Source organism: Bacillus sp. JK62, assembly GCF_053663455.1.
In genome coordinates this window covers 77,084-96,219 of record NZ_JBSJQA010000008.1, presented here as the reverse complement: position 1 = coordinate 96,219, position 19,136 = coordinate 77,084, and the positions used below count along the sequence as shown (strand labels likewise).

Annotated in this window: 18 protein-coding genes; 2 read left to right on the top strand and 16 right to left on the bottom strand. The window is 48.3% G+C overall.

Translation table 11 applies throughout. The features are described 5' to 3' along the window. The first annotated feature begins 43 nt into the window (after positions 1 to 43). Positions 44 to 1,165, top strand: a complete 1,122-nt coding sequence (locus tag ACWJJ4_RS18110; protein WP_077721761.1) for a M20 peptidase aminoacylase family protein — start codon at positions 44 to 46, stop codon at positions 1,163 to 1,165. A gap of 35 nt (positions 1,166 to 1,200) precedes the next feature. Here ACWJJ4_RS18110 and ACWJJ4_RS18105 read toward each other — a convergent pair whose 3' ends face one another. The 10 genes from ACWJJ4_RS18105 to ACWJJ4_RS18060 all read right to left on the bottom strand — a co-directional run bounded on the left by ACWJJ4_RS18105 (position 1,201) and on the right by ACWJJ4_RS18060 (position 11,302). After that, the gene (locus ACWJJ4_RS18105) at positions 1,201 to 2,082 is read right to left on the bottom strand and encodes a glycine betaine ABC transporter substrate-binding protein (protein ID WP_007409051.1); all 882 of its coding nucleotides are present in this window, start codon (positions 2,080 to 2,082) and stop codon (positions 1,201 to 1,203) included. Further along, on the bottom strand, positions 2,082 to 2,930 hold the full coding sequence (opuAB, locus tag ACWJJ4_RS18100) for a glycine/proline betaine ABC transporter permease subunit OpuAB (RefSeq protein WP_003156639.1): 849 nt from the start codon (positions 2,928 to 2,930) through the stop codon (positions 2,082 to 2,084). The genes ACWJJ4_RS18105 and opuAB overlap by 1 nt, the downstream gene beginning before the upstream one ends. Then, on the bottom strand, positions 2,931 to 4,187 hold the full coding sequence (gene opuAA, locus ACWJJ4_RS18095; protein WP_003156640.1) for a glycine/proline betaine ABC transporter ATP-binding protein OpuAA: 1,257 nt from the start codon (positions 4,185 to 4,187) through the stop codon (positions 2,931 to 2,933). Positions 4,188 to 4,569: 382 nt separating this feature from the next. Beyond that, positions 4,570 to 5,772 (bottom strand): MFS transporter, encoded by a 1,203-nt coding sequence (locus ACWJJ4_RS18090; RefSeq protein WP_172614424.1) that lies wholly within the window; start codon positions 5,770 to 5,772, stop codon positions 4,570 to 4,572. Positions 5,773 to 5,886: 114 nt separating this feature from the next. Beyond that, positions 5,887 to 6,975, bottom strand: coding sequence for a toxic anion resistance protein (locus tag ACWJJ4_RS18085; RefSeq protein WP_003156642.1), 1,089 nt, complete (start codon positions 6,973 to 6,975; stop codon positions 5,887 to 5,889). 6 nt (positions 6,976 to 6,981) lie between these two features. Next, positions 6,982 to 8,604, bottom strand: coding sequence for a YceG family protein (locus ACWJJ4_RS18080; protein WP_070081333.1), 1,623 nt, complete (start codon positions 8,602 to 8,604; stop codon positions 6,982 to 6,984). 72 nt (positions 8,605 to 8,676) lie between these two features. Further along, positions 8,677 to 9,450 (bottom strand): TerC family protein, encoded by a 774-nt coding sequence (locus ACWJJ4_RS18075; protein ID WP_003156644.1) that lies wholly within the window; start codon positions 9,448 to 9,450, stop codon positions 8,677 to 8,679. A 38-nt stretch (positions 9,451 to 9,488) separates the two neighbouring features. Next, positions 9,489 to 10,067 carry a TerD family protein gene (locus tag ACWJJ4_RS18070; RefSeq protein ID WP_003156645.1) on the bottom strand — a complete coding sequence of 193 codons (579 nt, stop codon included), beginning with the start codon at positions 10,065 to 10,067 and terminating at the stop codon, positions 9,489 to 9,491. Between the two features lie 33 nt (positions 10,068 to 10,100). Beyond that, positions 10,101 to 10,682 carry a TerD family protein gene (locus tag ACWJJ4_RS18065; RefSeq protein ID WP_003156648.1) on the bottom strand — a complete coding sequence of 194 codons (582 nt, stop codon included), beginning with the start codon at positions 10,680 to 10,682 and terminating at the stop codon, positions 10,101 to 10,103. Positions 10,683 to 10,705: 23 nt separating this feature from the next. Next, positions 10,706 to 11,302 (bottom strand): TerD family protein, encoded by a 597-nt coding sequence (locus ACWJJ4_RS18060; RefSeq protein ID WP_003156649.1) that lies wholly within the window; start codon positions 11,300 to 11,302, stop codon positions 10,706 to 10,708. Positions 11,303 to 11,577: 275 nt separating this feature from the next. Here ACWJJ4_RS18060 and ACWJJ4_RS18055 point away from each other — a divergent pair, with 275 nt between their 5' ends. Beyond that, complete coding sequence (locus tag ACWJJ4_RS18055) at positions 11,578 to 12,573, top strand: LLM class flavin-dependent oxidoreductase (RefSeq protein ID WP_007409045.1); 996 nt, start codon at positions 11,578 to 11,580, stop codon at positions 12,571 to 12,573. A 44-nt stretch (positions 12,574 to 12,617) separates the two neighbouring features. Here the strand turns inward: ACWJJ4_RS18055 and ACWJJ4_RS18050 are convergent, their stop codons facing one another. From ACWJJ4_RS18050 to ACWJJ4_RS18025, 6 genes are all read right to left on the bottom strand, one after another. Beyond that, positions 12,618 to 13,457: a metal ABC transporter permease gene (locus ACWJJ4_RS18050; RefSeq protein WP_146283843.1), complete on the bottom strand. Its 840-nt coding sequence runs from the start codon at positions 13,455 to 13,457 to the stop codon at positions 12,618 to 12,620. After that, entirely contained in the window at positions 13,415 to 14,110 is a 696-nt protein-coding gene (locus ACWJJ4_RS18045; protein ID WP_003156655.1) for a metal ABC transporter ATP-binding protein, read from the bottom strand. The genes ACWJJ4_RS18050 and ACWJJ4_RS18045 overlap by 43 nt, the downstream gene beginning before the upstream one ends. A gap of 54 nt (positions 14,111 to 14,164) precedes the next feature. Further along, positions 14,165 to 15,124 carry a metal ABC transporter substrate-binding protein gene (locus ACWJJ4_RS18040; protein WP_003156656.1) on the bottom strand — a complete coding sequence of 320 codons (960 nt, stop codon included), beginning with the start codon at positions 15,122 to 15,124 and terminating at the stop codon, positions 14,165 to 14,167. 190 nt (positions 15,125 to 15,314) lie between these two features. Further along, positions 15,315 to 16,994 carry a glycoside hydrolase family 13 protein gene (locus ACWJJ4_RS18035; protein ID WP_003156658.1) on the bottom strand — a complete coding sequence of 560 codons (1,680 nt, stop codon included), beginning with the start codon at positions 16,992 to 16,994 and terminating at the stop codon, positions 15,315 to 15,317. Positions 16,995 to 17,076: 82 nt separating this feature from the next. Then, on the bottom strand, positions 17,077 to 17,856 hold the full coding sequence (locus ACWJJ4_RS18030; protein ID WP_003156659.1) for a glucose 1-dehydrogenase: 780 nt from the start codon (positions 17,854 to 17,856) through the stop codon (positions 17,077 to 17,079). Between the two features lie 115 nt (positions 17,857 to 17,971). Then, positions 17,972 to 19,093, bottom strand: a complete 1,122-nt coding sequence (locus ACWJJ4_RS18025) for a response regulator aspartate phosphatase (RefSeq protein WP_003156660.1) — start codon at positions 19,091 to 19,093, stop codon at positions 17,972 to 17,974. Positions 19,094 to 19,136: the final 43 nt, after the last annotated feature.

Sequence of the window (19,136 nt, the reverse complement as noted above, 5' to 3'; positions counted from 1 at the left end):
CAAAAAATAAAAAACAGACAGCTTTTGAAGGAGGACTTACGGCATGAACAGACTCACAGAGCATGAAAAGCAAGTCATTATGGACATTTTTGACCACCTGCACGCCAATCCCGAAGTAAGCTGGAAAGAATATCAAACAACTGAATATCTGACTGAAAAACTGAAAGAGGCCGGCTGCCGAATCCGTACGTTTGATGATTGCACCGGTGTTGTCGGCGAAATCGGAGAAGGCTCGCCCGTTGTGGCTGTCCGGGCGGATATTGACGCGCTGTGGCAGGAAGTGGACGGTGTCTTCCAGGCGAACCATTCATGCGGACATGATTCACATATGACGATGGCGCTCGGCACGATGATGCTTTTAAAGAGTCAGCCGAAGCTTCCGAAGGGCACCATCCGCTTTATTTTTCAGCCGGCTGAAGAAAAAGGCGGCGGAGCGCTGAAAATGATTGAAAAAGGCGTACTGGATGATGTTGACTTCTTATACGGCGTGCACGTGCGCCCCGTACAGGAAACGGCAAACGGCCGATGCGCACCGTCCATCCTGCATGGCTCAAGCCAACATATAGAAGGCCTGATTATCGGAGAAGAAGCCCACGGCGCGAGACCGCATCTCGGGCTTAACAGTATCGAAATCGCCGCTCTTCTCGTCCAAAAACTCAGCTTCATTCATCTTGATCCCGGCATCCCGCATTCCGTGAAGATGACAAAGCTTCAGGCAGGCGGAGAAAGTTCCAATATCATTCCGGGAAAAGCATCGTTCAGCCTTGATCTCCGCGCACAAACCAATGCCGCCATGGAGAAATTAACCGCCGAAACCGAAAGAGCCTGTGAGGCGGCGGCTGCCGCATTCGGCGCAAAAATCGAACTGCAAAAAGAACACAGCCTCCCGGCAGCCGAGCGAAACAAGGAGGCGGAAGCCATCATGGCATCTGCGATCAGCAGCATTCTCGGAGAAGAACATGTGGATGAACCCCTTGTGACAACCGGAGGAGAGGATTTTCACTTTTACGGGTTAAAGGTGCCGAACTTGAAAACGACGATGCTCGGCCTAGGGTGCGGCCTGGAGCCGGGACTTCACCATCCCCAAATGACATTTGACCGAAGCGCCATCTTTACTGGCGTTGAGATATTAACGGCCGCCGTCCTCAAATCGTTTGAAGCATAAAAAAAAGCAGCCCGTTACAGGGCTGCTTTTCCTCATTACTTCTTCAGATCTTCAATTGAATTGACGTTTTTCATGTACTGAGGAACGACCAGACCCATCTTGACGCCTGTCAGACTCGTTCCTACATCTTCATATTTACCTTTATATTTAGACGCATATGCCTTATGGGTATTCGGAAGCCAAGCAGACAATGACGCATCCGCGCTGCCTGTCGCAATCGCAGTCCACATCGGTCCTGCCTCCACTTGCGTCAGCTTCACGTCATAGCCGAGGTCTTGAAATACTTTTCCGATTACATTCGTACTTGCGATTTCACTGTCCCATGCCACATAAGCCAGGTTGATTTTATCCCCTTTGACTTTATGGGCGCCTTTTGTCCATTGAGCCACTTGGTCTTTATGTTTTTTCACATATTCAGCTGCGGCTTTGGCCGGCTTTTCGCCTTCCTCAACGGCAATCATGACTTCTCCCATATCGTCCTGCGTCCATTTGAACTGGCTGAGAACTTTGGCCGCGTTAGGCTGTTCCTTACTGAAGCCGGTTCTTGTAATCGTATGAATCTGCTCGGCAGTTCCGTACGTTTTTTTCGGATCATCAAGGAACTTCAGCTTGTATCTGGAGAACATCCAGTGCGGCGTCCACCCCGTTACGATGATCGGCTTTTTCCGGTCATATGATTTCTTCAATGTCGCCGTCATGGCAGCACTTGACGCCGTGACGACATTCCAGTCTTTCAATCCGTAATCCTTCACGGCCTCATCCGTCAGGGCCATGATCCCCGATCCCGGATCAATACCGATAATGGTTTTGTTCACCTGATCCGCAGCCGTTGCCTTACCATCAGTCTGCGAACCGCAGGCAGCCAAAGAAAGAGCCAGCGCAGCGGTAACGCCGACACCGATGATTTTCTTAAGCATCAGGCATTCCCCCTGCTCTTCTTCTTCACTTTAATGTTTTGCGTGATACGGTCGAGTGTAATCGCTACGATAACGATCGCGATACCCGCTTCCACTCCGACACCGGTTTTCAACTGTGTCACGGCGCTGTATACTTCAGAACCGAGACCCGGCGCACCGACCATGGCCGCGATAACGACCATTGACAAAGCAAGCATGATGCTTTGGTTAATACCGGCAAGAATTGTTTTTGTGGCAAGCGGAAGCTGCACCTTGAACAGACGCTGAGACGTCGTTGAACCGAATGCTTCCGTCGCTTCAATCAGATCAGCCGGAACCTGTTTAATACCGAGAACCGTCATGCGGATCGTCGGAGGCATCGCGAAAATAACAGATGCCACAACGCCTGGCACAACCCCGATATTAAAGAAGAAAATTGCAGGCAGCAGGTATACGAAAGCCGGCATGGTCTGCATTAAATCCAGAATCGGTGTGACAATGCGGCGGACCGTTTCTTTCTGAGACGCCCATATGCCGATCGGAACCCCGATAATAATGGAAATCAAAACAGATGTGACGACAAGCGCCAACGTTTGCAGCATCGGCGACCAATAACCCAAATAATCAATAACAAGGAATCCGATTAACGTAAAGAGTGCAATTCCTCTCGTACTGATCCACCAAGCGAGAGCTGCAAAAATAACAGTCAATAAAATAGACGGGATGAAACCCAAACCGCTCACAATCGCGTTTACGAAAGCGGCCAAACCGTTTGAGATTCCGTCAAAGAAACCTCCGAACGTCATGGTAAGCCAGTCAACAAACCGGTCAACGATATCTGCTAACGGAATTCTAGGCAATCTGTCCATTTACTTCACCCCCTGAACAGAAGAATCCTGAGCTTGTTCAGCAGAATCTTCAACATTTATATAATCGTTATTTCCTGAAAGCGCGCCGATTAATGCGCCTTTTACGACAATGCCTTTCATGCGGTCCTTATCGTCCGTGACGGCGATCGGAATATTCGCATCAGACACGACATCGAAAATTTCCGTCAAGTATGTGCTTTCATGCACAGTCGTAAATTCAGTATTTAAAATATCCTGAAGCGATAAGTCGGATTCCACCGCTTTTTTCGCATCCGCCGCGTGAATGACGCCGAGAAGCTGTTTCTGTTTATCAACGGCGTAAATAGAAGAAATACCGAGATTCTTCATGAGCTGCAGCGCTACACGAGGCCCTTTGTCAATCCGCACGGTTTCAGCGCGCTTCATGATGTGGCCCGCTGTCAGAACTTTGGATAAGTCAACGTCCTCAACGAATTTCTCAACGTATTCATTGGACGGGCTCATCAGAATTTCTTCAGGCGTCCCGATCTGAACGATGTTACCGTCTTTCATCAGCACGATTCTGTCGCCGATGCGCAATGCTTCATCAAGATCATGCGTGATGAAGATGATCGTCTTGCCGACAGAGTCATGAAGGTCTAAAAGCTCATCCTGCATGTCTTTGCGGATCAGCGGATCAAGCGCACTGAAAGCTTCATCCATCAGAAGAATGTCAGGATCATTCGTCAATGCGCGGGCAAGTCCGACACGCTGCTGCATTCCTCCGCTGAGCTGATCAGGGAATTGGTGTTCAAAGCCTTCAAGACCGACAAGTTTAAGCGAATCAAGCGCTTTTTGCTCACGCTCTTTTTTGTCGACGCCTTGGAGCTCCAACCCGTATTCCGTATTTTCAAGAATCGTTCTGTGCGGAAACAGCGCAAATTTTTGAAAGACCATGCTGATTTTTTTCCGGCGCACTTCCCGGAGCTGGTCTTTTGACATATTTGTTATCATGTCACCATCAATATAAATATTCCCGGCAGTCGGTTCAATAAGCCGGTTTAACAGCCGAACTAAAGTTGATTTACCGCTCCCCGATAGACCCATGATGACAAATATCTCCCCATCATATACATCAAAGTTTGCTTGATTGACACCAACGGTTGATCCGGTCGCTTTCAGGATCTCTTTTTTGTTTTTTCCGCTGGACAGCATCTGAATGGCTTTTTTTGTCTGTTTTCCGAAAACCTTAGATACATTTTCGACTTTTATCTTAATTGGTTTCTCATCCAAATTCATATTTTCCCTCCATAATAAGCAATCTTTAATACCGTAACACGTTTGTAATAAGTCAAACAAACATCATAATCCCTTTTATTTTGTATCATTACTTTAAAAACATCCCTGTGTCTTATTTTCCTCTGGTATGCTTCTAAATACTCTCTAATCCTCCTTATTGAGGATAAATTATAACGGAAACCGGGCTTTTATCAGGCTTGAGAACGTTTCCATCGAATGTGCTGCAAACTGATTTCCTATCCTTTTTTTACAAATACAAGAACTTTTTTGCGACATTGTCCCGGAAAAAGAAGTTTTCGCTTCCTAAAAATAAGGAATTTTAAGGAAAAATATAGGTCTGCCAACAGACAGCCCCACTAAAAAAAGCACCCCAAAAGGGTGCTCATTGCGCAAGCTCTGTCTGTTTCGTTTCTTTTCCGAGAATAAGAATAGTGATGACGGCAATCAGGATGGCCGCACAAAAGACGGCGAAAATCACTGTAAACGAAACGTTCCGTCCTGCAAGCGATCCGACGAGAAGCGGACCGAAAATGCCGCCGATTCTGCCGACGGCCGCCGTTGTTCCGGAACCGGTCGCACGGATCGCCGCAGGATACTGCTCCGGTGTATAGGCGTAAAGCACGCCCCATGCGCCGAGATTGAAGAAGGACAGCAGCATGCCGGCTGTGAGCAGCATGCCCAATGAATCCGCGGCACCGAAGAAATAAGCGCTGCCCGCCGTTCCGAGCAAATAGATGACTAAGATGGTCTTCCGCCCCGCTTTTTCGATCAGCCACGCCGCTGAGAAATATCCGGGAAGCTGGGCAAGTGTCATCAGAAGGACGTATTCGAAGCTCTCAATCATGCTGTAGCCTTTCATCAGCATCACGCTCGGCAGCCATAAAAACATGCCGTAATAAGAAAAGACGACGCAGAACCAAACGACAGACAGCAGCACCGTCGCCCGGATATACGGTTTCGTCCAGACACTTCCCGCCTGCCCGCGTATGCTTTTTTTCTGCGGCAATGCCTGATGCGCCGGTGATTCCGGAAGGCTTTTCCGCAAGTACAGCGCATAAAACGCGGCCAGCGCCGTTAAGAGCAGTGCGGCCTGCCAACCGAATGCCGGTATGACAAAGTAGGAAATCACCGCCGCAAGAAGCCAGCCCGCGGCCCAAAAGCTCTCAAGCAGCACGATGATCCGTCCCCGCTTTTCGGGAGCGGACGCTTCTGACACGAGCGTCGAGGCAACAGGCAGTTCCCCGCCAAGCCCCATTCCGATCAGAAAACGCAATATGAGAAAAACCGTCAATCCCGTTGCGAAAGCGGATATGCCGCTTCCGACAGAAAAGAATAACAGCGTGATCATAAACACTTTTTTCCGGCCGATCCTGTCGGCCAGCATTCCGAATACAAACGCACCCGCTGCCATACCTATGGAATTGACGCTTCCGATCCATTTCATTTGATCGGGTGTTAAATTCCAATCAGTGTGTAGCGCGGCGATAATAAACGATAAAATTCCGACATCCATCGCATCAAACAGCCAGCCCATTCCGGCAATCGCCAGAAGTTTTCGCGGAGTGACGGCAGGTTGTTTGTTCATAAGCAGCACCTCAAATCGAAAATGATTACCGTATAAGTTTACACATGTCTTTACACATTGTCATTACCTTTTTCACAAAAAAATCCCGCTTGCCGTAAGCAAGCGGGGTGTGCGTTAATTCTTTAAGACTGCGTTTTTAATATTATCCTGAAGCTGTTGAATCCGTTTCGCTCCGTCTTCTCTGATACGTCTGTTCTCTTCCTCGATCTGTTTCGTTTCCTGCATACCGCTGACAATCGTATTCCAAGACGTTTCAATCGTCTCAATGTCAATGCTCGGACGGCCTGCCATACGGGCGATCTCCACGCTTTGGTTTGAAATATTTTCAGCGTTGCGCTTCAGCATTTCATTCGTGCGGCGGTCCAGCTCGCTCATTGAATCAGCCACAAGCTTTTGCCGTTTGACTGTGACAGCCTGAATAATGCCGTTTTTGAAAATCGGAATTGTAATGACGAATGCGGAATTGATTTTCCCGATGAGCTTCGTATTTCCGCGCTGAAGGAGGCGGATCTGCGGCGCTGTCTGCAGCGCCACCATCCGCGCCATATCTAAATCATAGACACGTTCCTCAAGCGCCTGAAGCCCGTCACGCAGCGTGTCAAGCTGCATTTGCGCAAGCTGGTTCCCGCCGGCCGCTTTTTCTTCATAAGAAGGAATGAGCGCCTGCATTTCCTCAAGCTTCATCTGCCCGGCAACGACATATTTTTCAAGCTCCATGTAGTAGTTAATGTTGTTTTCATACATCTCTTCAAGCGTATGGTTCGTCTTTGCCATTTCATCTTTGTATTTCGAAATTTCGACGTGGATTTTTTCAATTTCTCCGCCCAGGGTGCGGTACTTTTGAAAAATCTTTTCAATCATGCTGTTGCCGCGTTTGAACATTTTAGCGAGAAATCCTTTTGGTTCATCGAAATCATTTTTGTCGAAACGGTCCATGATTTTTCCGAGCTGCGTCAGCATTGTGCCTGAATCCGTGACACTTGTTGTTTTCATCATATTTAAGATGCGGTCGGAGAACTTCGAGATTTCAACTGCCGGTTCTTTTCCGTACTCAAGCAGCTCCATTTGGTTTTTCACGTCAATCTGCTGCGAAATGCGCTGCACTTCAGGGTCTTGGCGCAGCTGCATCCGGATGTCATCTGCTTTTTGTTCAGAAATCTCTTCATTTTTATCAAGAACAAGCGGATTTTGATTTTCTGTCATGTTTATTTACTCTCCCTGCTTTTGCGTAATGGTTCTAAACAGCTTTCTTACGAGTGACGGCTCCTTATATTCCTGCCGAAACACCATGTCCTCCAGCCAATGGACATCAAATTGGCTTTCTTCAATATAATGCTCAATGTCCTGATGGCCCGGCGGATTATACAAGATGATATCGACGCCGAATTTATTTAAAAACAAAAGAGCGGCGGCATCAGAACGTGTGAGTTCGCCATTTTGTTCCGTATGATATAAAACGAGTTTCGGAACGGTTTGGGCGTAATCAAACGTCTGAATCAATTGCAGCAGCGAAGCGGGCAGATTCGTCGCCTGGCGGAACAAATAGATTGCGGCATCCCTTGACTGCTCCCCGGGCAAAGTCTTCAGCCCTGGGTTTCTGCACATGTCAGAAATCACATTGGCGATGGCGCTCTGCACACCTGAAGGCAGATGCTTGTACTGCCAGATGTTGCTTCTTTTCAGCCTGTCCGCGTCAATCTCTCCTTTTTCATTTAAAACCTGACTGTAGTGATACTGGTAGTTGGCTTTCAGCTCTTCCGTAAACGGAAAACTGCGGATCATGTGTGTCTCCTGATAGTCCGCGGCGGTATGAAGTCTGTTCCAATATTCTTTCGTATCTTTGGAAACCCCCATCACTTTCGCAAAAAGGTTCGGAACGGCCACCCGCTCCCTGTCCGCTTTAAATTGCGGCCGGATAAACGCCCGCTCCTTCGCAATGAGAAATAACTCATCATATGTCGTTTTTAAGGTCACGGACTGCGGGGTGTGCTCCCTGAACTGCCAAGGCTTATACATCATGGATTCCTCATGGTTCAGCACATGCTCAATTTCTTTCGTTGACCGGTAGGCCGTCGTGGACGTTCTGTCCGGCTTTTCTTTCGGAAAAGGCTCAAGACCGCCTGTTGCGGGGAGCTTTATCACAAAGCTGAGCTCCTCATCCGGATCAATCAAGCTGAACGGATCTTCCGCAGCCGGATGAAACAATAGGACATCACAGCCGATCAGCATGAGATAATAGAGAAAATAGAGCTGGCTTTTGGTCGCGTCTCCATACCACACCACCTTCGGCATCTCACGCTCTATATCGGCTTGTTCGAGCCATGGATTCAGGTGGTTCAGCGAAAACTTTGACACATCCAAGAGCACACGCCGGAAATCGGGATGATTCAGCCCGTTTTCATGCCGGTCCGCAAAGGTTTCCAAAAGCGTCATAAACGCGGTTCTCAGCCGGCGGTGCATAAGCGGATCAGCGTGTTTGGCAAGCAGCCTGCCCCCATCGAGAAACGCGACAAACCTGGAAACCGAAAGCCCTTTCTCTTTTTGATTGACCGAATGGATGTGCTGCAGCGCCTGAAACGTTTCCGGCGCGATGGTCTTATCCAGCGTCTCGCTCAACACATGGATGTTTTCATGAGAAGACAGCTCGAAAAGCTTACTGTAATACTCCGTCTCATCATAAGGAGTGCCCAAAATCCGGACGGCAAGCCGGGTAAACGCCAGCCCGTTTTCCCGCTCGTAACCGGGACGTTCCGGCAGCGGCAGCATCAGAAACGTTTCCCAGTCATCATTTTCCGGCTCGGCCTTTCGGATCACCAATTCCTCCTGCTTCATCATTTTCCTCCTTTCTCTTCATGATAATCGGTACAAAAAAGGAAGGAAATGAACTCTCCCTCCTTTTTTGTTTTATTCTTCTTTAGATGCAGCCGTCTGCTCCTGAACCTGCTTTTGTTTGTTGAAATAGTGGATAATAAACGTCACCACAAACGCAGCGATGATGATTCCGAAGAACACCACGTGCGGCATTTCATAATCAAAGGCGCTCGCCGCCATTTTCACGGCGATAATCCCGATCAGCACAAAAGCCGTGTTTTCAAGTTCAGGGATTTTATCAATTAACACAAGGAATACTTTTGCGACTGTACGCATCATGAGAATGCCTAGCATACCGCCGATCAAGAGCACCCACACTTTTTCCGATACCGCAAACGCGGCTAAAATGCTGTCAACAGAGAAGGCCAGATCCATTAACTCAACTGAAACGACAGTGGCCCAGAAAATTCCGAACGTACGGACCATCCATGAATTTTTCTTCATGCCTTCCGTATCGTCATCACCTTCTCCGATCCAGAAATGCTTAATGACGAGCCAAGCCAGGTACAGCGCGCCAAGCACTTTGATCCACCAGAACTTAATGAGCAGCATCCCGATTCCGATAAAGATAAAACGGAAAATATATGCCCCGAACAATCCGTATGTTAATGCTTTCTTCCGTTGTTTTTCAGGCAGATGCCTTACCATAACCGCAAGCACTAACGCATTGTCGGCCGACAGCAGCCCTTCCAGCAGAACCAAGGAACCGATCAGCCCCCATGATACAGGGTCAGTCAGCACCTCACCCCACATTTTCCAATCAAAAAAGGAAGCGTAGGTCGACATAATATGATGTAGAAAATCCAAGTTTTTTCCTCCTATTTAGTAAAACGGTAATTTCCTGCTTACACCTGCAAGCCGTAATTCCGGCAAAGTGATGCCAGACCGCCGGAAAACCCGCTGCCGATGGCGTTAAACTTCCACTCAGCCCCATGGCGGTAAAGCTCACAAACGACAACCGCCGTTTCAATCGAGAAGTCTTCCCCTAAATCGAAACGAAGCAGTTCATTCTGGCTGTTTTCATCGACGACGCGCACGAACGCGTTCGAAACTTGTCCGAAATTTTGGCCGCGCGCTTCCGCATCATGAATCGTGACGGTGATGCCGATCTTTTCAATATTTGCGGGTATTTTTGAGAAGTCGACGATAATTTGTTCATCGTCTCCCTCTCCCTCGCCCGTCCGGTTGTCTCCCGTATGGATGACGCCCCCGCTCGGGTGTTCCAGGTTATTGTAGAAAACAAAATCAAGATCATTAACACAGTTGTCATGGGCATCGACAAGAAAAGCCGACGCGTCAAGGTCAAAGTCATGCCCTCCGGAGTACTTGTTCGTATCCCAGCCTAAGCCGATCACCGCTTTTGTAAGACCGGGGTTCGTTTTTGTCAGATCAACACGCTGTCCTTTCGCCAATTGAATAGCCATGTACCGTCTCTCCCTTCTGTGCTTGATATGGTTTTAGCCGATTTGCAGGCCGTAATCTGTCGCAATACGGGCCAGTCCGCCTTGATAGCCTGAGCCGATCGCGGAAAATTTCCATTCGCCGTTATGTCTGTAAAGCTCTCCTGCGATAATGGCTGTTTCAATTGAGAAATCTTCAGCCAGGTCGTAGCGGATCAGCTCTTCATTTGTCTCTTCATTGACAATGCGCACGAACGCGTTGGAAACTTGTCCGAAGTTTTGGCCGCGCGCTTCCGCTTCATGAATCGTGATGACGAATGAAATTTTGTCAATAGCGGCAGGCACCGCGCTCAGGTTGACCCTTACGCTTTCGTCATCACCCTCGCCCTGGCCTGTCAGGTTGTCGCCTGAATGTGCGACAGAGCCGTTTCCGCCTTCAAGCTGATTATAGAAAATAAAATCATCGGGCGACGCGCATCTTCCTGCTTCATTTAATAGAAAGACGCTGGAATCTAAATCAAAATCATGTCCGCCGTCGTATTTGTTTGTATCCCAGCCAAGGCCGACAACGACTTTAGAAAGACCCGGATTTGTTTTAGTCAAATCTACTTTTTGTCCTTTTGCCAATGAAATTGCCATGTGTGCACTCTCCTTTTTATCGTTTAGGCGTATCGGTTAACGATATCGCCGATTTTTGTATCGTTTGTGCCTTCTCCTACCGCGGCGAATTTCCACTCGCCGTCCTCGCGGTAGATTTCAGCCGCGATCAGGCTCGTTCTGCCTGAATAGTTATCTCTTAAATTGTACGTCACCAGTTCTTCGCGATTAGCCTGATCAACGACGCGGATGAACGCGTTTTGAATCATGCCGAAGTCCTGTTTTCGTCTGACGCAGTCGTAAATATTGACGACAAACACAAGTTTATTAATCTGAGCGGGCACTTTCGCCAAATCGATGAGAATTTGTTCATCATCGCCGTCGCCTTCACCCGTCAGGTTGTCACCCGTATGTACGACACCGCCGCACCGGCTTTTCAGATTGCCGAAATAGATGACGTTTTTGCTGTCTGTCATTTTATCATTTTCAAGCATCAATACGGAAGCGTCACAGTCGATATTGGCACCGCCTCCGCCGAACAGCTTTCCGAAAAAGCCGCCGGATGATACAGGGTCCCAGCCGAGTCCGACCAGCAGTTTTGACAGGCCGGCTTTTCCTTTTGTTAAATCAATCCGCTGTCCTTTTTGTAAAGAGATCGCCATATGATTCACTCCTATTCTGTAAGGGTGCCGCTAAGCACGCCGCAAGTGCGCATTTTTACTAAATTCCGGGACAAGAATCCCGGTGTTTATTAAGATATACGTCTTTTATTATATCAAAGTTTCATAAAACATAAGAATTTTTGGCGAAAAACGGCGAAAAATTACTTCCTATATTCTCCTTCGTTCCGGAGAGAATAGAGAAAACAAAGAAATTGACGGGGACTGAACATTTTTCCTATCCTTGTATCAATACATGTCAGGAAAGGGGCAGACGAGTGATTGATTTAAGCATACTTGATCAGGCGCCCGTATCCAAAGGAAACGGGCCGCACGAGACGCTCCGCCGTTCAGCGGAACTCGCCCGCCTCAGCGAAGGTTGGGGCTATAAGCGGTACTGGTTTGCCGAGCATCACGGCACAAGAGGGCTCGCAAGCGTTTCGCCGGAAATTATGATCGCTCATACCGCCGCAGCCACAACATCCATCCGTGTCGGATCAGGCGGCGTGCTGCTGCCGCAGTACAGCCCCTATAAAGTCGCGGAAACTTTCCGTCAGCTTGAGGCGCTGCATCCGAACCGGATTGACCTTGGGGTCGGACGCTCACCGGGAGGCACGACGAAAATCCGGCTCGCCCTCACAGACGGGGTAAAGAAAAGCATGACCGAGTTTAACAGGCAGCTTCAGGATTTATCATCCTTTCTGACAGATTCGGTTCCCTCGGACCATGCTTATGCCGGAATAAAAACAGCGCCCTTGATTGAAACAGCCCCGCAGCTTTGGGTGCTCGGCCTCGGGGAAAACAGCGCCAGACGCGCCGCTCTTCAAGGTGCGGGCTATGTCTTCGGCCATTTCATTAATCCGGAACGCGGGGAAAAAGCCTTTCAGATCTATCGGGACCATTTCCGGGCTTCCGCCCATTTTTCCGCTCCCGCCTCGCTCTGTGCCATTTTCGTCATATGCGCAGCTACGGATGAGAAAGCGGAAGAACTCGCCTTAAGCCAGGATTTATGGCTTCTTCGTGTCGGAAAAGGCGCCGACAGCCGCGTGCCGAGTGTGGAAGAAGCGAAGGCTTATCCGTATTCGCCGGAGGACCGTAAACAGATAGAAGAAAACAGGAAGCGGATGGTGATCGGCTCACCTGCCGCAGTGAAACGCCGTCTGCTTGAACTTTCCGAACGTTATCAGACAAAAGAGATGATGGTGCTGTGCAACGTCTTTGATTTCGAAGCGAAAAAAGAGTCATATGAGCGTCTTGCTGATATATTTCTGTAAAAAAAAGCCGTCAAACGGCGCAGCAGATGAAACTGCTACACCGCTTAACGGCGGTTTTTTCGTTCTTTTCCTTTTTTAAACGCATTCCAAATCCCCTGCAGCATAAAGCCGAGCAGAAGCAGAATGATTAACAGTAAAGTGATTGACGGCCCCGGAGGCGTTCCGAGCTGGTACGAAGACGTCAGCCCCATGAACACACTGAAAAGAGAAATAATAATGGCTGCCGCAAACACCCATTTAAACCCTTTGGCGATACGGATTGCAAAAGCCGCGGGCAGTACGAGGAGCGCGGAAACGAGCAGCACGCCGATAATCGGAATAATGACCGAAATCGCCAGCCCCGTCACGATGCTGAATGACATTGACAGGAGATTTGTGTTAATGCCTGATGTCTTTGCCGTCGCCTCGTCAAAGGTAAGCAGATAGAGCGGTCTGTTTAATATAATGAAATAAAGCAGAATCAGCAGGGTAATGCCTCCGATAATATAGACCTGCTGCTGGCTGACCGTGACAAGCGATCCAAATAAATATTGATCGATGCTCATCGACGCGCCGCCTTTTGACAGGCTGATCAGAAACATCGCAAACGACAGCCCGGCCGCCATTAAGATTGCGATGGATACCTCTGAATATGTACGGTATGCCCGCCGCATATATTCGATGCCGATCGCTCCGATCGTGACGACAGCGATGCTCGCCGCCGTAATATTGGTACTGAGAAAAAAACCGATGGCCACGCCCGACAATGAAATATGAGACAGCGTATCCGCCATCAGCGCCTGTCTTCTCAGCACGAGATATACGCCTAATATCGGCGCCATAATTCCGATCATGCTTCCCGCTAGAAAAGCTCGTCGCATGAATTCCAAGTCAAACATTTCCATCCGCCTTTTTCCCCCCTCTCAAGCCGTATGACTTTATCCAAATACTGCTGTACTTCGTTTTGTTCGTGTGTCACCATGACGACAGTGCGGTTGTGATTTTTCACCTGATGGTGCATAAATTCGTAGAAACCCTGTCTGCTTTCATAATCAACCGCGGTTGTCGGTTCATCAAGCATCAGCAGATCCGGATTGCTTGCAAGCATTCTCGCAATGCAGATTTTCTGCTTCTGTCCGCCGGATAAATCGCCGATTTTCCGGTGGCGGAAATCCCACATTTCCACCATCTTCAGCGCGTTTTCCACCTCGTGGTGATCCGTTTCGTTCAATCGTTTAAACCATTTTCCTTTCGTATAACGGCCTGATTGCACAAGCTCCAGAACCGTGCTTGGGAATCCTGCGTTAAATGAAGAAATCTGCTGCGGAACATAGCCGATTGTCAGGCGTTTTCCGGCTGCGTTTTTTTTACTGATCTCGGCCGTTCCTTCCCAAGGTCTGAGCATGCCGAGCATGACTTTCATGAGCGTCGATTTTGACGCGCCGTTCGGTCCTGTAATGCCGACGAATTCGCCGCTTTTGATTTCCAGCGACACACCGTCAAGCACGGGTGTATGCGAATAACCAAAAACGATATCCTGTAATGTAACGAGATTCATGCTGACCTTCCTTTCCCGCATAGAAATAGTGTGCACCCCGCGGCGCACACTATGTTATTTAACCAATAGCGAATCTTTCAGTGCATCAAGGTTTTTCTCCATAATGTCGATATAACCGATGCCTTTATCCCGTTCTTTTTGGCTTAAACCTTCCAGTGTATTGAGCACTTCCGTTTTCGCGCCGATTTCACCGGCAAGTGTATCTGCAACTTTAGGCGATGCAACTTCTTCAAAGTAGATGATCTTCACATCATGCTTTTTGGCAAACGTTTTGAGATCCGCCAGTTTGGCCGCACTCGGCTCTTCTTCAGGAGAAAGGCCTGCAATCGCGACTTGTTTTAAGCCGTATTCTTTGGCGAGATAGCTGAATGCCGCGTGCTGTGTGATCAATTCTTTTTTCGACGCTTTATTTAATGTTGTACGGTATAGTTTATCAAGATCCTGCAGTTTTGCAATATATTCTTTACTATTTTTCTCATAGTATGCTTTATTCTTCGGGTCCTGTTTTACGATCTGCGCCGTAATGGTTTTGACCTCTTTTTGCGCAAGAACCGGGCTGAGCCACACGTGAGGGTCCATGCTGCGGCTGTGGTCATGACCGCCGTGTCCATGTTCCTCTTCCTCTTCATCCGAACCTTCGAGCAAGTCAATTCCTTTCGACGCCTTTACAAACTTCGCATGATCAGAGCTCATGCTTTTTTCCGCTGAAGGAACCCATGTCTCCATATATTCGCTGTTGTATACGAAAAGATCGGCGTTTTGAATGCCGGCGATATCCTTCGGCGTCGGCTCCCAATCATGGGGTTCGACCGAAGACGGGATGAGAATGTCTACATCGCCTTTGTCTTTGACAATTTGTTTCGTGAATTCGTACATAGGATAAAAGGTCGTCACGACGTGCAGTTTGCCGCTTTTCGAAGAACCTGACGAACCTTTCGAAGATGAATTGCCGCAGCCCGCCGCAATTAAAAAGCATGCCGCAATGACAATGATTCCGCTCCATTTTTTAAACAAGCCGTTTCCCCCTGTTCTGTAAATCAGAATGATGACGATTTCCAAAGCGTACTTTCTCGTTCATTTGTTACCTATACCATAATAAAACGAAGTAATTACGTTTTGCAAGTAATTTTTTTCTAAATTGATAACCGATTTACCTAAAAAGCCCCCGCCATGTATGGACGGGGGGCGTCGTATCACACACATATCAGGCAAGCAGATAAACTCTTGTTTCGTAAGGGCGGAACGTGATGCGAGATTCCGCGCCGCCGTTATTTTCATAGTTGCTGAGAAGCAGCTCGGCCCTTTCAGATTCGGAGCCGTCCGGCCAATAAAAGGCGGCTTCTTCTTTCGATACGTTGCTGATGGATATGATTTTTTGTCCGTTTGCCTGTCTTTCATACACAAACAGCTGCGGGTCATCGGGAAACAGCAGCGTGTAGCTGCCTTTTATGATATCAGCATGCTGTTTTCGCAGGCGGATCAGTTTTTTGTAAAAGTTCAATATAGAATAGGGATCATCCTGAGCCTCGGCCGCATTGACGGTTTTGTAATTGGGATTGACCTTCAGCCACGGTTCGCCCTCCGTAAATCCGGCATTCTTGCTGCCGTCCCACTGCATCGGTGTACGGGCATGGTCCCGGCTTTTCGCCATAATGGACGCCATGACTTCTTCCCTGTTGCGGCCCATTTCAAATACCCTTTTATGATACATATTGACGGTCTGAATATCTTGATAATCCTCTATTCTGTCAAACGGGGCGTTTGTTATGCCGAGTTCTTCTCCCTGATAAATGTACGGCGTGCCTTTCATGAAATAAAGCAGGGCGGCAAGCATTTTGGCTGATGCCTTTCGGTATTTGCCTTCGTCTCCGAAACGGGATACGATCCGGGGCTGGTCATGATTGCACCAATACAGCGTATTCCAGCCTTGATGTTCCAGTTTTTCCTGCCAGTCTGTGAGCACTTTCTTCAAATCGGCCAGCTCAAGCGGTTTTACATCCCAATGCTCTTGGCCCGGCTTTTGATCAAGCTCCATATGCTGAAAATGAAAAATCATATTCAGTTCATGCTCATCGGTTCCCGTGTAGACCAGTCCTTCCTCAGGCGTCACTGATCCGGCCTCGCCGACCGACATCACGTCATATTTGGAAAATACCTCTTTCGTCATTTCTTTTAAGTAATCATGTATCCGTGCTCCGTTTGGCCGGAAAGGCTTCGGATCGGCCCGGCGGGCGATGTAATCTTCATACGGCGGCAAGTATTCTTTTTTTGACAGAAGATGAAGCTGGTCTATTCGCAATCCGTCCACGCCTTTATCGAGCCAAAATCTCATCATCTCGTATACTGATTGCCGAACCTCGGGATTTTCCCAATTCAGATCGGCTTGTTTGACGGCGTTCATATGCAGGTAATATTCGCCCGTATGTTCTTCGTACTGCCAGACGGATTGTCCGTAATCCGACACCCAATCGGTCGGCGGGCCGTCCGCGGTGCCCGGCCGCCAAATATAATAATCGCGGTATTTGCTGTCCGGATTCATTTCCGCCTCTTTGAACCAAGGATGCTCCGTGGAGGTATGATTTAAGACGAAGTCCATCACAAGCTTTAATCCGCGGCTGCGGCATTCTGCAAGCAGACCGTGAAAGTCCTCCATCGTTCCGTATGATTCCATAATCGCTTGATGATCCGTCACATCGTAGCCGTTATCGACGTTTGGCGACGGATAAATCGGGCAGATCCATATCACATCAGCGCCAAGTTCTTTTATATAATCGAGACGCGCGATAATCCCCCGCAGGTCGCCTATGCCGTCGCCATTCGTATCTTGGAAGCTTCGCGGATAGATTTGATAGACAACGGCGTCTTTCCACCAGTCACTCGCCATCTTGCGGCCCTCCTGTTTTTTAGAGAACCATTACCTTTATGACCCTTCTCTAAACAAAAAAGAGAAGGTTTCCCCTCCTCTTTTAACTTTCCAGCTGAGACGGATAAAGCGTCATGCCTCCGTCGACGAAAAGTGTCGTTCCGGTTACGTAACTCGCTTCTTCCGACACCATCCATGCGGCGGCCGCGGCGACTTCTTCCGGTTTTCCGAAGGCGTTCATCGGAATTTTTTTCAGCTGGGCCTGTTTATGTGTTTCATCTTCCAGATCCTTATTGGACTCTGTGGCGATCGTTCCGGGAGCGATGGCATTCACCCGGATGCCTTTGTCTGCGTAATTGAGCGCCATCGTTTCCGTCATCATTTTGATCCCGCCTTTGGATGCCGAGTACTGCACGTTTTCAGGACGCGGTATTTGCTGATGAACGCTCGATATGTTTAAGACCGTTCCTTTTTTGCCGCGCTCGAGCATATGTTTCAGTGCCGCTTTCGCCCCCAAAAAGGTGCCGGTCACGTTGACGTCGATGACCCTTTGCCAATCCTCCAGGCTCATTTCATGGGGCATCGCTTCGGCTCCGTTAAAGCCGGAATTGTTGACCATCACGTCCACGCCCCCGAAATGCTCCTGAGCGGCATTAAACAGCGCCTGAATCCCTTCTTCTGAGGATACATCGGCTTTTACGGTGACGGCTCTGCCTCCCGCTTTCTCAATGATGTCCGCCGCTTCTTCCGCTCCGGCGGAATCACCGAGGTAGTTCACTACCACATTCATCCGCTCCTTGCCGAAGCGTTCGGCAATGGCTTTTCCGATTCCTTTCGAAGAACCTGTTACGATCGCTGTTTTTCCCTGTAAATCCTGATACATTGTCTCATTTCCTCCCTGATGTTAATACAGAGCATGTACCCGGTTTTAATCGGCTGAAAACAAAAGGAATCATAAAAAGAACGATGAAACCGAAGCTCCCTCGTTCTTTTTTTCATTATGCGTAGTTGTTCATTTGCAGCCTTTTTTGCACGCCGACAAGCCTGCTGAAAAAATAAGATGCCGCTTTGTAGTTCTCCCGTTTATGAAAGAAATGAGCCGCGTCCTGAAGCAGTTCCTCTGTGTCAGCCAACAGCTCCTTTGATTCCAGGATGTCAAAATACTCTTTGAGCGAATCCTGTCCGCCTTCCCCCTGATAAAGCTCTTTAATCAGACGGAATTTCGTCATATAGATCTCATCTTCCCACTCCGCCGCGCTTCTCATGCCCCGCGCGCAGCTGGCGGCGGCTTCACTGTATTTTTCCGTTTTAAAGTAGATATGTGTGAGTGAAAAAACAGCCTGGATGACCTGCCGGAAGCTGTGTGCTTCAAATCCGGCAGCCGCCCGTTCAAAATCCTCCGCCGCCTTGCAAAAGTCACCCAGACTGTACATACAGTGCCCGATATTATAATAGGCCGCAGCAATCATATATTGATCATCAAGCCGCTCCGCGTGCTCCAAGGCGCATTCGAGGTATTCCAGCGCTTTTTTATGCTGCTGGGCGTCCATCAGATTTCCGGCAATGATAAATTTGCACTGCACCCTTCTCATTCCGTATAATTCATATTTCTTGTAAATATCAAGCGCCTGTCCCGCGTAATTCATCGAAAAGAAAGTCTGCTTGATATGATAGTACACCTCAGAAATTTTATACAGAAACTCGGCTTTCTCTATGTCATCTTCCACATATTCAAGCTTTTCCTCAGCCCGCTTATAATGAGAAATCGCTGAGATGAAGTTTTTCTGCTTAAATTCATACATTCCTCTGAAATAGTAAAAATAATATTCCAGTAAGCCGGTCAGCTTTTGCTGGTTCATCTCAATCTCAGTGAGCATTTCAGAGAACGGAGGCTGGCAGTCGCCGTCTTTCATGGGTTTTAATTTATCCAGCATGATGCGGTGCCTAAATTCCATCAATGAAAAATACAACAATAAATCCTGATTTTCTTCCATATCTTCGAGTTCATATTGAATCTCCCGCTTCAGCGCTTCAGCTTTATCAGCTTCAAACGCGCGGATCAGCTTATACCATTCATTCATCTTAACGGCCACTTCTTCAGATGGAATCTTGGATTTCATAGATTTGCCTCCTTCCTCCGGCTACTAATTATGTTATATTTTA

Excerpts from the sequence above, each read along its gene's own strand:
- ACWJJ4_RS18110 (WP_077721761.1), top strand. The coding sequence starts at position 44 with ATGAACAGACTCACAGAGCATGAAAAGCAAGTCATTATGGACATTTTT.
- ACWJJ4_RS18105 (WP_007409051.1), bottom strand. The coding sequence starts at position 2,082 with ATGCTTAAGAAAATCATCGGTGTCGGCGTTACCGCTGCGCTGGCTCTT.
- opuAB (WP_003156639.1), bottom strand. The coding sequence starts at position 2,930 with ATGGACAGATTGCCTAGAATTCCGTTAGCAGATATCGTTGACCGGTTT.
- opuAA (WP_003156640.1), bottom strand. The coding sequence starts at position 4,187 with ATGAATTTGGATGAGAAACCAATTAAGATAAAAGTCGAAAATGTATCT.
- ACWJJ4_RS18090 (WP_172614424.1), bottom strand. The coding sequence starts at position 5,772 with ATGAACAAACAACCTGCCGTCACTCCGCGAAAACTTCTGGCGATTGCC.
- ACWJJ4_RS18085 (WP_003156642.1), bottom strand. The coding sequence starts at position 6,975 with ATGACAGAAAATCAAAATCCGCTTGTTCTTGATAAAAATGAAGAGATT.
- ACWJJ4_RS18080 (WP_070081333.1), bottom strand. The coding sequence starts at position 8,604 with ATGAAGCAGGAGGAATTGGTGATCCGAAAGGCCGAGCCGGAAAATGAT.
- ACWJJ4_RS18070 (WP_003156645.1), bottom strand. The coding sequence starts at position 10,067 with ATGGCTATTCAATTGGCGAAAGGACAGCGTGTTGATCTGACAAAAACG.
- ACWJJ4_RS18065 (WP_003156648.1), bottom strand. The coding sequence starts at position 10,682 with ATGGCAATTTCATTGGCAAAAGGACAAAAAGTAGATTTGACTAAAACA.
- ACWJJ4_RS18060 (WP_003156649.1), bottom strand. The coding sequence starts at position 11,302 with ATGGCGATCTCTTTACAAAAAGGACAGCGGATTGATTTAACAAAAGGA.
- ACWJJ4_RS18050 (WP_146283843.1), bottom strand. The coding sequence starts at position 13,457 with ATGGAAATGTTTGACTTGGAATTCATGCGACGAGCTTTTCTAGCGGGA.
- ACWJJ4_RS18045 (WP_003156655.1), bottom strand. The coding sequence starts at position 14,110 with ATGAATCTCGTTACATTACAGGATATCGTTTTTGGTTATTCGCATACA.
- ACWJJ4_RS18035 (WP_003156658.1), bottom strand. The coding sequence starts at position 16,994 with ATGGCGAGTGACTGGTGGAAAGACGCCGTTGTCTATCAAATCTATCCG.
- ACWJJ4_RS18030 (WP_003156659.1), bottom strand. The coding sequence starts at position 17,856 with ATGTATCAGGATTTACAGGGAAAAACAGCGATCGTAACAGGTTCTTCG.
- ACWJJ4_RS18025 (WP_003156660.1), bottom strand. The coding sequence starts at position 19,093 with ATGAAATCCAAGATTCCATCTGAAGAAGTGGCCGTTAAGATGAATGAA.